This is a genomic window from Streptomyces sp. SAI-170 (assembly GCF_049739565.1).
Classification (GTDB): Bacteria; Actinomycetota; Actinomycetes; order Streptomycetales; family Streptomycetaceae; genus Streptomyces.
Genome location: NZ_JBMGQD010000001.1, coordinates 862,146 through 875,439, shown reverse-complemented (window position 1 = coordinate 875,439; position 13,294 = coordinate 862,146). Strand labels below are relative to the sequence as shown.

Genomic DNA, 13,294 nt, shown 5'->3' with positions numbered 1-13,294 from the left:
GAGACCGTCCGGCGGTTGACTTATCGTGAGAGAGCTTGCGTGGCCGCGAGACGCGGGCCGCCACCGGTCCGGACGGCGCCGCGCGGTGGTCCGGTTCCGTCAGGCGGGCCCGCCGGTGCGCCCGAGGGGGGCGCGCAGGGCGCGCAGAGCCAGCAGCAGTACGCCGATGTCGTCCAGGTAGACGGGGTCCGGCAGCAGGTCGGTGGGCAGGACGAAATAGCCGACAGCGGCCCAGAAGACCCAGCGCGGGCCCGTGGGGAGCCCGGCGCGCCGCAGTCCGCGCCGCGTCCGTACCAGCCGGACGAGCAGGACGACGGCCGCCGCCAGGACGAGCGCCGCGAGCACCGCGGCGACGACGGCGAGCGCGAGGGTGGTCGAATCCACGGAGCCCTCCTGTGTGCGGTGCGAGAGTACGGGCCGATCAGCGCGTGCGGCGTCCGTGCGCCCCGTCCGCACGGCACGCACGCGCTCCTACAGAGTTACCCCCTTCGGCCGCTCTATTGCCGCGACGAAGGCAGGCCACACCCTTCGGGGGCACGTCGTGCACCCGTACGCCCCTTGCGGGACCGCTCAGCCCGCCGCCGAACCCTCCTGGCCCGCCGCCCCGGCCTCGTCCGTGCGCCGGGCCCGGGAGGAGCCCCTGAGGCGCTCCAGAGTGCGGGTCAGATGCTGGAAGGGGGACGTGACCGCGGGCTGTTCGGCGGGCGGCGGGTTCCCGGCCGCCTCACGGCAGGCGGCCAGCGCCTCGTGGGCCTGCTCGGCGGCCTCCCGGTACAGGTCCCGGGACTTCGTCATCGCCTCCAGCGCCTCGGCGTACATCGCCACCAGCTTGCGCTCGCGGGCCAGTTCCTCCTCCAGCGTCAGCAGGCGCCAGTCCTCCCGCAGCGCGGTGAGCGCCTCCTCCGCCTCCCGCGCCAGCGGCCGGGGCAGCACGGCGAAACGTGTCACCGCGGCCATCAGCTCGGCGGGCTCGGAACCGTCGAGGAAGACACTGCGCACGGTGAGGTCGTCGCCGTCGTACGCCGCCGGGGCGGGGTCGCCGGGCAGCACGACGGCGCCGCCGCGCGGCACCTGGACGCCGAGGTCGCGCAAGGCGTAGTTCACGGCGCGCAATTGATGCGGGGCCGCGCGGTGCTCCACCACGCGGTGGCGCAGCCCCACGGGCAGCCATCCGGCGAGCGGCTTGCGGCCGCGCTCGTCGGGCGTCATGGCCTCGTGGACGACGACATGCACCGCCCACCAGGCCTGCGCGGCGCCCTTCAGCACGCGCCGCAGCTCCTTCTCGTCCTCCGGCAGCGGATTGAGCTCGGTGAGAGAAAGCTCACTGCCCGACTCGTGGGCCCACTCCGACTCCGTGCCCTCCGGCCAGAACATCTGAGCCGGCGACGGCCACGCAGCGTCCCACGCCCGCTCCGCCTCGGCGGCCAGCGTCCATGTACGGCCCCCGTCCGCGCCGGTCGCCAGCGTCAGACGCGCCCGTACGGTCACCTCGCCGACCGGCCGCCACCGCGCCTCGAACACCTGCTCCCGCGCGCCCTCGGCGGGAGGCACCTCCAGCTGCCCGTCGAGCGTCCCGGCGTCCGCCAGCTGACGCAGCCGCGCCCGTACGGCGCCTTCCGCGCCGGGACCGACATGGCGGCCGCGGGCCAGCCACACCGTAGGAGGAGTCATCGCGCGGACGGTCGGTGAGCTCGGCATGGGTCCATCGGGGCAGGGGGCGTGGTCCACCTGCCAGTATCCCTGCCGCCCGGTGCCGACGATCAACCGGGGTCCCGACCGGCCGGGGCGCACGGGGTGTGTGAGGGGCGTGCGGGGTGTGTTCCATGAGAGCCGGGTGCGCGGTGCGCGTACGACGCCGCGGTGTTCACTCCTGGTCGGGAGCGTGGCGCGGCGGTGAGAATCCCCGGGGCGGACAGGGCCCGCCCGCCATCCGCTTCGGGGCGGGTCCTGTCCGCACGGAGGGCCCGTGGCCCTCCGGCCCTACGCGCCGCTCGCGCGCAGCATGTCCTCGCGCTCGACGATCTTCACGCGCTCGCGGCCCTGCGGCTCGCCCAGCGCCTTCTCGGCGGCGTCGAGCTTGTACCAGCCCTCCCACGTGGTGACCCTCAGGCCCCGCTCGGCGAGGAACGTGTCCACGGCCTCCGGCGCGGGCGACTCGGGCGACTGCAGGCGGCCGCCCGCGAAGTCGTCCAGGAGGTTCGCCACGGTCTCGTTGGCGTCGCCCTTGGTGTGGCCGATGAGACCGACCGGGCCGCGCCGGATCCAGCCGGTGACGTAGACCGACTGGAGGTGGGTGCCGCTCTCCTCGATGACCCGGCCGCCCTCGTCCGGGACCGTGCCGGAGCCGAGGTCCCAGGGCAGCTTGGGGAGCTTGTCGGAGAGATAGCCGACCGCGCGGTAGACCGACTGGACGTCCCAGTCGGTGAACTGGCCGGTGCCCTTGACGTTGCCGGTGCCGTCCAGCTCGGTGCGCTCGGTGCGCAGACCGACGACCTTGCCGTCCTCGCCGAGGATCTCCACGGGCGACTCGAAGAAGTGCAGGTAGAGCTTGTGCGGACGGTCGCCGATGTCGCGTATCGCCCAGTTCTCCAGGGTCTTGGCGACCATGTCGACCTGCTTGTTGCCGCGCCGCTCGGCGATCGAGCCCTCGTCGTAGTCGATGTCCTCGGGGTTGACGACGACCTCGATGCTGGGGGAGTGGTCCAGCTCGCGCAGCTCCATAGGGCTGAACTTGGCCTGGGCCGGCCCGCGGCGGCCGAAGACGTGGATCTCGACGGCCTTGTTCGCCTTGAGGCCCTCGTACACGTTCGGCGGGATCTCGGTCGGCAGCAGCTCGTCCGCGGTCTTGGCGAGGATGCGGGAGACATCGAGCGCCACGTTGCCGACACCCAGCACCGCGACCTTCTCGGCCTCCAGCGGCCAGGTGCGCGGCACGTCCGGGTGGCCGTCGTACCAGGAGGCGAAGTCGGCGGCGCCGTAGGAGCCCTCGAGGTCGACGCCGGGGATGTTCAGCTCGCGGTCCGCCATGGCGCCGGTGGAGAAGATCACCGCGTCGTAGAAGGCGCGCAGGTCGTCCAGGTGGACGTCGGTGCCGTAGTCGACGTTGCCGAACAGGCGGACCTGCGGCTTGTCGAGCACCTGGTGCAGGGCGGTGATGATGCCCTTGATGCGCGGGTGGTCGGGGGCGACGCCGTAGCGGATGAGACCGAACGGGGCAGGCATGCGCTCGAAGATGTCGATGGACACACCGGGTTCGGCGGCCACGTCGGACTTCAGCAGGGCGTCGGCGGCGTAGATGCCGGCGGGACCGGCTCCGACGATGGCTACCCGCAGGGGGCGGGACATGGTCAGTTCCCTTCGAGCGATGACAGGCGATCTTCGGAGGGAAGCCTAAGTTAAGGCAAGCCTTACTTGGTACGCGGGTCCGGTCTATGGGCTCATAAGCCGGGTTTATGGACCGTCAAAGCTGCCCTTGGGTCCTCACTGGTCGCTGGGCAGCGGGTTCTCCTTCACGAAGCGGCGGATCTCCGCGGTCAGTGCCGTCGGGTTGTCCAGCGGCACCAGCGTCCGGGCGTCCGGGATCTCGACGTACCGGCAGTCGGGCAGCAGCTCGGCGAGGCGCCGCCCGGTCGCGGGCGGCATCATGCGGTCCTCGGCGCCCCAGGCGACCAGGGCCGGCCGCGTGAAGGACGGCAGTCGCTCGGCCGCCCGCAGATAGCAGTCCGGGTCCCCGCCGCGGCAGAACTTCGCGAAGTCGCGGCGAATCTCCCGGCTGCTCAGCAAAGGCCCGTACCAGCGCGCGATCAGTTCCTTCGGGAGAGGCTTCTTCGCCATTCCGCCGAGCGAGGTCCGCATACGGGCGAGCGCCGGAAAACGGAAGGACTGAAGGAGCAGGAAGAGGCCGCCGGGTATGCGCGCGGCGCGGTTCAGGGTCTTTCCCTGGAGGCCCGGCGGGTAATTGTCGAGGGCCTCGCAGGAGGTGAGGACGAGCCGGGCGATCCGCTCGTCGTGCGCCCCGACCATGAGCTGCGCGGTGCCGGTGTCGTTCTGCACGAGAGTGACCTCGCGCAGGTCGAGCCGCTCCAGGAACTCGCCGAGCAGCGCCGCGATCCCGTGCGCCGACAGATCGGCGTCCGGCCGCATCGGCCGCCGGTGGCTGCCGAGCGGCTGCACCGGGACCACGACCCGGAAGCCCCCGCGCAGCTCCTCCGTGACGTCCGCCCACACCGACTCGTCGAACCCGAGGCCGTGCACCAGGACCACCACGGGTCCGTCGCCGCCGGTGTCCAGGTAGTCGATCGTCCCCGCGCTCAGCTCGATCTCGGGCATCGCATTGCCTCCGGACGGTTCCGTAGCAGTATTAGATAGAGCGTTCTAGTGAGAGACTACAGGCGTGAGCGACAAAGATTCCACCGATGTACGGGACACCCGGCGGCGCATTCTCGGAGCCGCCACCGAGCTGTTCCGGCGCAAGGGCTACACCGCGACCGGGATGAAACAGATCGCCGAGGCGGCCGAGGCGCCTTTCGGGTCGATCTACCACTTCTTCCCCGGGGGGAAGGCACACCTGGGCGAGGAGGTGGTCCGCACCTCGGGCGCCGCCTATCTCGACCTCGTCATCGCCCTCATGGCGCCGTACGAGGACCGGGCCGCCGCCACCCGTGACGCCTTCACGGGCGCGGCCGAGACGCTGCGCGAACTCGACTTCGCCGACCCCTGCCCGATCGCGACGATCGCCATGGAGGTGGCCGGCACCAGCGAACGCCTCCGGCGGGCGACCGCGGAGGTCTTCGACAGCTGGATCGACGCCCTTGCCGCGTACTACGCGTCCGGCGGCATGCCCGAGCCGGCTGCCCGCGAGACGGCCGGGTCTGTGATCGCGCTCCTCGAGGGCGCCTTCATGCTCGGCCGTGCCGCGCGCAGCACCGAGCCGGTCGTCTCCGCGGGGCGGGCGGCCGAGGCGATTGTGCGCGCGGCCCTCGTGCGCGCGTAAGTGCCCATCGCCGTGGGGGCTTGTGTGGGTGCGTGGCCACGGACGGCCCGCACGCAAACCTCTACGGCGCCCAGGGCTCGCACCGCAGCTCCGCCGCGAACGGGGAGTAGTGGATCTCGCCCGCGTCCACCGCCGAGGCCGACTGGCCTGAAAGTGGCCCCGCCACCAGGGACTTGACGATGACGTCGCCCTCGATGTCCGAAGAGGCGAGATCGGTGACGGCGGCGCGTGGCGCGTAGAGGGTGCCGATCATCGTGTCGCCTGACGCGATGGTCATGGACGTGGCGTCAGGGAAGTCCCAGAGCATGTACGGCGCGTTGGCCCCCGAGACGCCGGCCAGGGTGGGGGTGTTCCAGGTGAAGGCGCCGTCCGTGCCGGTCGTGTCGACGACGAACAGCACCGGTGTGTCGGCGGCCGGCGGGTTCAGGAACGTCAACGTGCTGATGTCATCGAGCTCTTCGCCGGTCAGCCGGACCACGTTCGTGCGCCCGGGGGTGAGGGCAATCTCAAGTCGGCCGTTGTCCGGCACGGTCGCCCGGACGTTCGCCGCGCACTCGGCCATCGCGTCGGCGCGGTCCCGGTACGTCGAGAACAGTGACGGGAAGTCCATCAGGCCCGACCGGGTCACGGAGGTCGCCGGCTGCCGGGTCGTCAGCTCGATGCGCGGGGTCGAGTCGTAGGGGAAACCGCTCATGGCGACATGGGTGTCGGCGCTCGCGCCGTTGTCGTCCCGGGTCAGCACCCGTCCGCCCGTCATCCGGCCGAGCTTCACATAACCGCTCTGCAGGACCCTGAGAACGCCCACCTGACTGCTGCCCGCGTAGTCGACCTGCCCGCCGACGAGGAGCGCGGTGGGCCGGGAGTCGTCGGGTGCGGTGAACGTCCCGGCGGTGTGCACGGAGACGTCGTAGCCGTCCCCGAACGTGAGGTCGCCGCCGACCGCGACCGGGCCCTCGGACTCGGTGCTGCCGAGCGTGGCGTCGCCCTCGGTGACGACCCCGAAGCCGTTGTTCCCGGCGACGGGGTTGCCGATGGCGACCGTGTCGCGGGCCGCGGCCCCCGCGGTCCCGCTGACGAGCGCAACGGCCGTCAGAGCGCCTGAACAGGTCGCGCTCACGGCGCTGAGCAGCAGGCGCCGACGCCATGGTCGAGTGCCCGAAGTCATCGGTTTTGCGGCTTTTTTCATGATGGGAAATTTAGGGCGACCGGGTCGGGGTGCCGGGAGCCACGCCGGGGCGTGATCGAAGCGCGTGACCCCCGCCCAGGAAGATCGTTCTTGCAGCGCGGTGATCATTGCGACGGAGGAGCTGCCCCGGTGAGCTGCTGGATCACGGTCGGTCTGGGCGCCGCCGCCGTGCTCGTCCCGCTGCCCGGCGGCGCGGGCGCGCAGGTGCAGGCACGGGCGGGTGACGCCTACGCCGACGTACGGGTGGGAGTCTGCGCCCCGGACGCGGCGCCCGCACCCGAGAAGCCGGCGGCCGGTCCTGCCGACCATACCCACCCTGCCGAACCTCCCGGTCCTGCCGAGCCGGTGGCACATCCGGCGAAGCCGCCGGCCCGGTCGGCCCCAGGACCCGCTGGGCGGAAGGCGCGGACCGCGAGCGTCTCCGAAAGGACCCCGGCCGCAGAGAGGGAACCGGCCGAGGAGAGGGCACGACCGGCCACACCGCCCCCGCCCCCGCCCCGCACCCCCTCCGCGCAGGCCCCCGTCCCCGCGCCCGCCCACCCGGCTCCACCCCCGGCCCCCGAACCGCCTGGCACGTCCCCCGACCTCTTCCGCTGGGTCCGTCCGCACCACACCGCCGCCGCTGCCCCGCGCAGGACGGCAAGCGGTCTGTCCCTGGTCACCACCAACACGGTCGTGACCGTCCCGGCGATCCTCGCCGCCGCGGCCCTGCGCCCGGCCTCCCGCCGCCGCAGGGCCTGACCCGCCCGCGGCTGAACCCCGTACCACCGAACCCCGCATCACTGAAGCCCGTATCCCCGAACCCGTAACCACCGCTCTGGAGTGCACCCGTGCCGGAATGGCTGATCTACACCCTGGCCGCCCTGATGGTCTGCGCGTTCGTCGTCGCCGCGACCGTCGTACGCCACCGTCGCGTCGACGACGACGAGGACACGTCCGAGACGCCGGACGTGCTGGAGTACATGGTGATGATGGTCGGCGTGGTCTACGCGATCGTGCTCGGGCTGGCGATCGCGGGTGTGTGGGAGGCGCGCGGGGCGGCTGAGGACACCGTGCGCCGGGAGGCGCTGGCCCTGCACGAGATCGACCAGCGGGTGGACGTCTACCCGGTGGCCTTCCGCGACCAGGTACGCGGCCACATCGACGCCTACGCACGCCACGCGGTGACCGCGGAGTGGCCCGCCATGGAGCAGGACACCGAGCCCGACGACACCGGTGCCGTGCTGCTCGGCCGGATCCGTGCCGACCTCGCCCACCGGCCGCCCGCCGACGAACTTCAGGCCCAGGCCTATCAGCCGCTGCTCGACGAGGTGGCCGCCGCCGACGTGGCCCGCCATGAGCGGCTGGACAGCGGGGGCACGACCCTGCCGGGTGTGGTCTGGTTCGGGCTCGTCGCCGGGGGTGCCGTCACCCTGGGCCTGCTCTTCGCGCTCCAGATCCGCCGCTCCGCGCGGGAACTGCTGCTCGCCACCGCGTTCAGCGCGCTCGTCGTCTTCCTGCTCTTCCTGGTGTGGAGCTTCGACGCGCCCTTCGGCCACTCCGGCGCCGAGTCCGCCGAGCCGCTGCGGGAGCTGTACGCGTCACGGGTGTGACCGGCCGCCGCTCCGGGAACCCGGCGGCCATGCAGCAACAGGCGCTCACCCAGAGGTCCTACTGGCTCGACACCCTCCCGCCCGGCGAACCGGCCCCCGGACCCGAGGCCGAGCTCACCGTGGACGTGGCCGTGATCGGCGCCGGGATCGCCGGGCTGAGCACGGCCTGGGAACTGGTCAGGCGCGGTCACGGCGTCGCCGTCCTGGAGGCCGACCGGCTCGCCGCCGGGGTCACCGGCCACACCACCGCCAAGCTCAGCGCCCTGCACACCCTCGTCTACGACCGGCTGCGGCGCACCCGGGGCCGTGAGGCGGCCCGGCTGTACGCCCGCTCGCAGACCGACGCGATCCGCGCCGCGGCCGACCATGTCGCCGACCTGGGTATCGCCTGTGACTGGGAGGAGGCGCCGGCCCACACCTACGCCGAGGACCCCGGCCAGGTGTCCGCCCTGCGGGCCGAGGCCGAGGCCGCCGCCCAGGCGGGCCTCTCGGCGTCGTTCGTGACGGAGACCGAGCTGCCGTTCCCGGTCGCGGGCGCGGTCCGCGTCGAGGGGCAGGTCCAGTTCCATCCGCGCAAGTACCTCATGGCGCTCGCCGACGCGATCCGCAGGCACGGCGGCCACCTGTACGAAGGCACCCGGGTGGTCAGGCTGCGCGAGGGCGAGCCGTGCGTGCTGACGACCGAGCAGGGCGTACGGGTCCTCGCCCGGGCCGTCGTCGTCGCCACGCACTACCCGGTCTTCGACCGCGCCCTGCTGTTCACCCGGCTGTCACCGCGCCGGGAACTGGTCGTGGCCGGTCCCGTCGAGGAGTCCCTGGCCCCGGAGGGCATGTACATCACCCCCGAGCAGAACACCCGCTCGGTGCGTACGGCCCCCCTCCCGGGCGGAGGCCGGCTGCTGATCGTCACCGGGGAGCACTTCACGCCCGGCACGGGCGGCGACGTCGAGGAGCGCTACCGGGAGCTGGGCACATGGGCGGCCCGGCACTTCGGCGTGGAGCGGCTGACCCACCGCTGGGCCGCCCAGGACAACGACTCCACCGACACCGTGCCGCTCGTCGGACCGCTGCACCCGGCGAGCCGGCATGTGTACGTCGCCACCGGCTTCGGCGGCTGGGGGATAAGCGGCGGCATCATGGCGGGTCGGCTGCTGTGCGACGAGATCACCGGCAGGCCGAGCCCCTGGAGCGACCTGTACGACCCGCGCCGCGTCCGGCCGGTCCTGCGCGAGAGCGGGCACTTCCTGAAGCACCAGGCGCAGGTGGCGCGGCATTTCCTGGGCGACCGGCTGCCCGGACCCGCCCGCCCTCCGGCCGAGGGACTGGCCCCGGGCGACGGCGCGGTCCTCACCGTCGACGGGCGACGCTGCGCGGTGTACCGCGACGAGGACGGCCATCTGCACGCCGTCTCCGCCCGCTGCACCCACCTGGGCTGCCTGGTCGGCTTCAACACCGCCGAACGGACCTGGGAGTGCCCCTGCCACGGCTCCCGCTTCGACGTGGACGGGCAGGTGCTGCAAGGGCCCGCGGTACGCCCCCTGGGACAGCGGGACCTCGGTGTTTGAAGCGCCGTCCGCGGGCCACTCGTGCACGGAGAGGTGATCTGTTGTGGCACGGAACCAGAAGGCCAAGGCGAAGAAGGAACAGCTCAAGGGCAAGGCCAAGGAGGCCACGGGCCGGGTGACGGGGAACGAGCGGATGGCCTCCGAGGGCGACCTGGAGCAGATGAAGGGCGACGCCCGGCAGGCCAAGGAGAAGACGAAGGACACCTTCAAGCACTGATGCATGAAACTGGTCCGGCTCCCGCCCGTGGTGCGGGAGCCGGACCCTTTCTGTCTCGGTGCACCGACAGGTCTCACAGCACCGACAGGTCTCAGTGCACCGACAGGCCGCCGTCCACGAAGATCGACTGACCCGTGATGTACGCCGACGCCCGGCTCGCCAGGAACACGGTCGCGCCCGCGAAGTCCTCCGCCAGGCCGTTGCGCCCGATCATCGTGCGGGCGGCTAGCTCGGCGACCTTGGCCGGGTCGGCGGACAGCCGCTCGTTCAGCGGGGTCATCACGAAGCCGGGCACCAGGGTGTTGCAGGTGACGCCGTACGGGGACCAGGCCTCCGCCTGCGAGCGGGCCAGCGACTCCAGGCCGCCCTTGGAGACGCCGTAGGCGCCGCTCTGCACGAACGCCCGGTGCGCCTGCTGCGAGGTGATGTGGATGATCCGCCCGAAGCCCCGCTCGGCCATCCCCGGGCCGAAGCGCTGCCCGAGCAGGAACGGCGCCTGGAGGTTCACCGCCATGGTGGTGTCCCAGACCTCGTCGGACAGCTCGCCCAGTGGCGGCCGCAGGTTGACGCCGGCGGAGTTGACGAGGATGTCCGGTTCGCCGTACACCGCCACGGCCTCCTGGGCGGCTTTGCGCACTCCGTCCCGGGTGCTCAGATCGGCGCTCACCCAGGCCGCCGTGCATCCCTCGGCGGTCAGCTCGTCCACCGTCGCGGCCAGCTCCGCCTCCCGGCGTGCGACGACCACGAGACTCGCCCCGGCCCGGGCGAGCGCGCCCGCCATGGCCCGTCCGATCCCCGAGCTGCCGCCGGTGACGAACGCGACGCGGCCCTCCAGGGAGAACAGATCCGACAGATACGTGTCTTTGATCATGTCCACACCCTAGAGGGCCGTCTCGGCCGTACTCGCGAATCCGGCCCGACTCAGTCCTCCGCGACCAGCGCCGGAGTGGACGTGGTGAGCACCTCGCCGCGGAAGAAGGCGGGGCTGCGGCGCTGCATCACCAGCATGATCACCACGCCGACGGCGAGCAGTCCGACACCGATGACGAAGACGGAGCCGACGCCGAGGACGGAGGAGCCGCTGCCGTAGGCCGGGTCCCACATGTCGATCAGGGTCTTGGCGAACACGGCCGTCAGCAGCAGGCCGCCGACCACCGGGAACAGGCCCTTGAAGAGCAGGTCGCGGCCGGACTTCAGCAGCTCTCCGCGGAAGTACCAGGCGCAGGCGAAGGCCGTCAGCGCGTAGTAGAAGCAGATCATCAGGCCGAGCGCGTAGATGGTGTCGACCAGGACATGCTCGCTGACCAGCGTCATGACCGTGTAGAACACGCCGGTCGCGATGCCGGACATGACCGTGGCGCGGCCCGGGGTCTTGAAGCGCGGGTGCACCTCGGCGTAGGAGGCCGGCAGCGCCTTGTACGTCGACATGGCGAGGACCGTGCGGGCGACCGGGATGAACGTGGTCTGGAGGCTGGCCGCCGCCGAGGCGAGCACCGCGAGGAACAGCAGGATGCCCAGCGCCGGGCCCATCACCGGACCGGCCAGCGCGGCGAAGACGTTGTCAGAGGTCTCCGGGTTGGCGAGGCCGAGACCCTTGTCGCCGGAGCCGACGATCATCTGCGCGGCCACACCGGTGGCGAGGTAGGAGCCGACCAGCACGACCATAGCGATCAGCGCGGCGCGGCCCGGGGTGCGGCTGCTGCCGCTGGTCTCCTCGTTGGCGGTCAGACAGGCGTCCCAGCCCCAGTACATGAAGATCGACAGGGACAGACCCGCGGTGAACGCGGCGAACGACTGGACCGCGAACGGGTTGAGCCAGGACCAGGAGAAGTCCACGCCGGTCGGGAAGTCGGTGCTGCCCGCCTTGCCGAAGGCCATCGCCACGAACAGCGCGAGCACCACCAGCTGGAGCCCGACCAGCGCGTACTGCACGCCCTTGGTGGCCGTCATGCCGCGGTAGCTGATGACGGTGGCGGTCGCGATCAGCGCCAGACACGTGACGATGTGGACGGCCTTGTTCCCGTCGAGCGCGGCCACCGAGTCGCTGCCGGTGATCTCGCCCGCCAGCAGCCAGAAGTACGACGTGGCCACACCGGCCAGGTTCGACAGCACGATGATCGTGGCGATCACCAGGCCCCAGCCGCACATCCAGCCCAGCCGCGGCCCGAAGGCCTTCACGGTCCAGGTGAAGGAGGTGCCGCAGTCCGGCATCGCCTTGTTCAGCTCGCGGTAGGCGAAGGCCACCAGCAGCATCGGGAGGAAGCCCGCGAGGAACACGGCCGGCATCTGCAGTCCGACCTCGCCGGCGGTGGAGCCGAGCGTGGAGGTGAGGCAGTACACCGGGGCGACGGTGGAGACGCCGATGACAGCGCTGCCCAGCAGGCCGACGGAGTTCCCGCTCAGGCCCTTGGTGCGCATGCCTTCGACGGAGCGCCCGTCGCCGTCGTCCGCGGCCCGGGGCCGCACGTCCAGCTGAGTCATGAACAGGACGTTAAGTTCTGCGGTTTCCGTGCCGGGCGGGTCGAGGGCAGAGGGCGCATCCCGGACACCGGCCATTTGTTCAACGGTCAACTCCCGTCGGGCGCCTTTATTTCTAAGGCGTGACGGTCGAAGCGGCTGCATCCCGAAGAACCGGACCGCAGGCGTCCGATATTCGGTAACCGCAGCGACCTCCGAAATAGGCCTTCCGAAATTTTCCATGTGACCCACGTCACGCATGTGACGCGCAGGTGAAGGGTGACGGTCAACCCCGTTGCGCAGGGCGCCGATCGCCGGTTCCGCAAGGGGTTACCGCCGGTCGGACGGGGTGTGTCCGCTGTGACGAATGGGGTCGACCGAGGGGGCGCGCCGGGTGCCTCGCGCGGATCCGCACCGCCGCGGGGAGGTGTGGTTGACGCGCGTCACATGTGCCGCCACTCTCTGTCGTGCCGCAGGTCCCTCATGCAGAGGAGAGCAGATGCTCAGACGTACGGTTCGACTCTTCGCCGCTCTTGTCATGATCCTGTCGGGTGCGTTCGCGGGGACCGTCCTCACCGCGGGCACCGCGCACGCCGACGGCTGCTACACCTGGACGCGCACCCTCTCCCAGGGCTCCTCCGGAGCCGACGTCACCCAGCTCCAGATCCGCCTCGGTGGCTACGCCGGCTACGGCGCCGTCCTCGCCACCGACGGCTCCTTCGGGCCGGCCACCGAGGCCGCCGTCAAACGCTTCCAGTCGGCGTACGGCCTCACCGCCGACGGCGTCGCCGGCAGCAACACCTTCAACAAGCTGTACGCCCTCCAGGACGACGACTGCACGCCGATCCACTTCTCCTACGCGGAGCTCAACGACTGCAACAGCGACTGGTCCGGCGGCGCGGTCGGCGCGGCCACCGCTAAGGCCAACGCCCTGCGCACCATGTGGAAGCTGGAGGCCATGCGGCACGCCCTCGGCGACCAGCCGATCACCGTCACCAGCGGCTTCCGCTCGTACGCCTGCAACTCGGCCGTCGGCGGCGCGAGCAACAGCCGCCATCTGTACGGCGACGCCGCCGACCTCGGCGCGGGGCCGCACTCCCTGTGCACCCTGGCCCGGCAGGCCCGCTCCCACGGCTTCCGCGGCATCCTCGGCCCCGGCTACCCGGGCCACGACGACCACACCCACGTCGACCATCGCGACAGCCAGTACTGGTCGGCGCCCACCTGCGGCATCTGACCGCCCTTGGTGCGAGCCCTTCCCGCCCCCTGGATACAGTGTCCCGC

13 protein-coding genes are annotated in these 13,294 nt (G+C 71.7%); 6 read left to right on the top strand and 7 right to left on the bottom strand.

Going from position 1 to position 13,294, the window contains the following annotated elements; genetic code table 11:
- Positions 1-99: 99 nt before the first annotated feature.
- The 4 genes from RKD23_RS03935 to RKD23_RS03920 form a co-directional block, all read right to left on the bottom strand.
- Positions 100-384 carry a DUF1232 domain-containing protein gene (locus RKD23_RS03935; protein ID WP_424852324.1) on the bottom strand — a complete coding sequence of 95 codons (285 nt, stop codon included), beginning with the start codon at positions 382-384 and terminating at the stop codon, positions 100-102.
- Positions 385-570: 186 nt separating this feature from the next.
- Positions 571-1,698 (bottom strand): hypothetical protein, encoded by a 1,128-nt coding sequence (locus RKD23_RS03930; RefSeq protein WP_424852323.1) that lies wholly within the window; start codon positions 1,696-1,698, stop codon positions 571-573.
- 282 nt (positions 1,699-1,980) lie between these two features.
- A complete protein-coding gene (locus RKD23_RS03925) occupies positions 1,981-3,345 on the bottom strand; it encodes an FAD-dependent oxidoreductase (RefSeq protein WP_424852322.1) in 1,365 nt (454 codons plus the stop codon).
- Positions 3,346-3,480: 135 nt separating this feature from the next.
- Positions 3,481-4,329, bottom strand: coding sequence for an alpha/beta fold hydrolase (locus RKD23_RS03920; RefSeq protein ID WP_424852321.1), 849 nt, complete (start codon positions 4,327-4,329; stop codon positions 3,481-3,483).
- A gap of 64 nt (positions 4,330-4,393) precedes the next feature.
- Here RKD23_RS03920 and RKD23_RS03915 point away from each other — a divergent pair, with 64 nt between their 5' ends.
- Complete coding sequence (locus RKD23_RS03915) at positions 4,394-4,993, top strand: TetR/AcrR family transcriptional regulator (RefSeq protein WP_424852320.1); 600 nt, start codon at positions 4,394-4,396, stop codon at positions 4,991-4,993.
- A 61-nt stretch (positions 4,994-5,054) separates the two neighbouring features.
- Here the strand turns inward: RKD23_RS03915 and RKD23_RS03910 are convergent, their stop codons facing one another.
- Positions 5,055-6,110: a collagen-binding domain-containing protein gene (locus RKD23_RS03910; RefSeq protein ID WP_424852319.1), complete on the bottom strand. Its 1,056-nt coding sequence runs from the start codon at positions 6,108-6,110 to the stop codon at positions 5,055-5,057.
- Between the two features lie 198 nt (positions 6,111-6,308).
- On the opposite strand from RKD23_RS03910, the gene RKD23_RS03905 reads away from it, so the two are divergent.
- The 4 genes from RKD23_RS03905 (at position 6,309) to RKD23_RS03890 (ending at position 9,553) form a co-directional block, all read left to right on the top strand.
- Positions 6,309-6,920: a hypothetical protein gene (locus tag RKD23_RS03905; protein WP_424852318.1), complete on the top strand. Its 612-nt coding sequence runs from the start codon at positions 6,309-6,311 to the stop codon at positions 6,918-6,920.
- Between the two features lie 89 nt (positions 6,921-7,009).
- Positions 7,010-7,771, top strand: a complete 762-nt coding sequence (locus RKD23_RS03900; protein ID WP_424852317.1) for a hypothetical protein — start codon at positions 7,010-7,012, stop codon at positions 7,769-7,771.
- Between the two features lie 29 nt (positions 7,772-7,800).
- Positions 7,801-9,336, top strand: a complete 1,536-nt coding sequence (locus tag RKD23_RS03895; protein WP_424852316.1) for an FAD-dependent oxidoreductase — start codon at positions 7,801-7,803, stop codon at positions 9,334-9,336.
- Between the two features lie 43 nt (positions 9,337-9,379).
- The gene (locus tag RKD23_RS03890) at positions 9,380-9,553 is read left to right on the top strand and encodes a CsbD family protein (protein WP_424852315.1); all 174 of its coding nucleotides are present in this window, start codon (positions 9,380-9,382) and stop codon (positions 9,551-9,553) included.
- Positions 9,554-9,644: 91 nt separating this feature from the next.
- Here the strand turns inward: RKD23_RS03890 and RKD23_RS03885 are convergent, their stop codons facing one another.
- On the bottom strand, positions 9,645-10,424 hold the full coding sequence (locus RKD23_RS03885) for an SDR family NAD(P)-dependent oxidoreductase (protein WP_424852314.1): 780 nt from the start codon (positions 10,422-10,424) through the stop codon (positions 9,645-9,647).
- A 50-nt stretch (positions 10,425-10,474) separates the two neighbouring features.
- On the bottom strand, positions 10,475-12,034 hold the full coding sequence (locus RKD23_RS03880) for an APC family permease (RefSeq protein WP_424852313.1): 1,560 nt from the start codon (positions 12,032-12,034) through the stop codon (positions 10,475-10,477).
- Between the two features lie 475 nt (positions 12,035-12,509).
- Between RKD23_RS03880 and RKD23_RS03875 the strand changes: the two genes are divergently transcribed.
- Complete coding sequence (locus tag RKD23_RS03875; protein WP_424852312.1) at positions 12,510-13,247, top strand: D-Ala-D-Ala carboxypeptidase family metallohydrolase; 738 nt, start codon at positions 12,510-12,512, stop codon at positions 13,245-13,247.
- Positions 13,248-13,294: the final 47 nt, after the last annotated feature.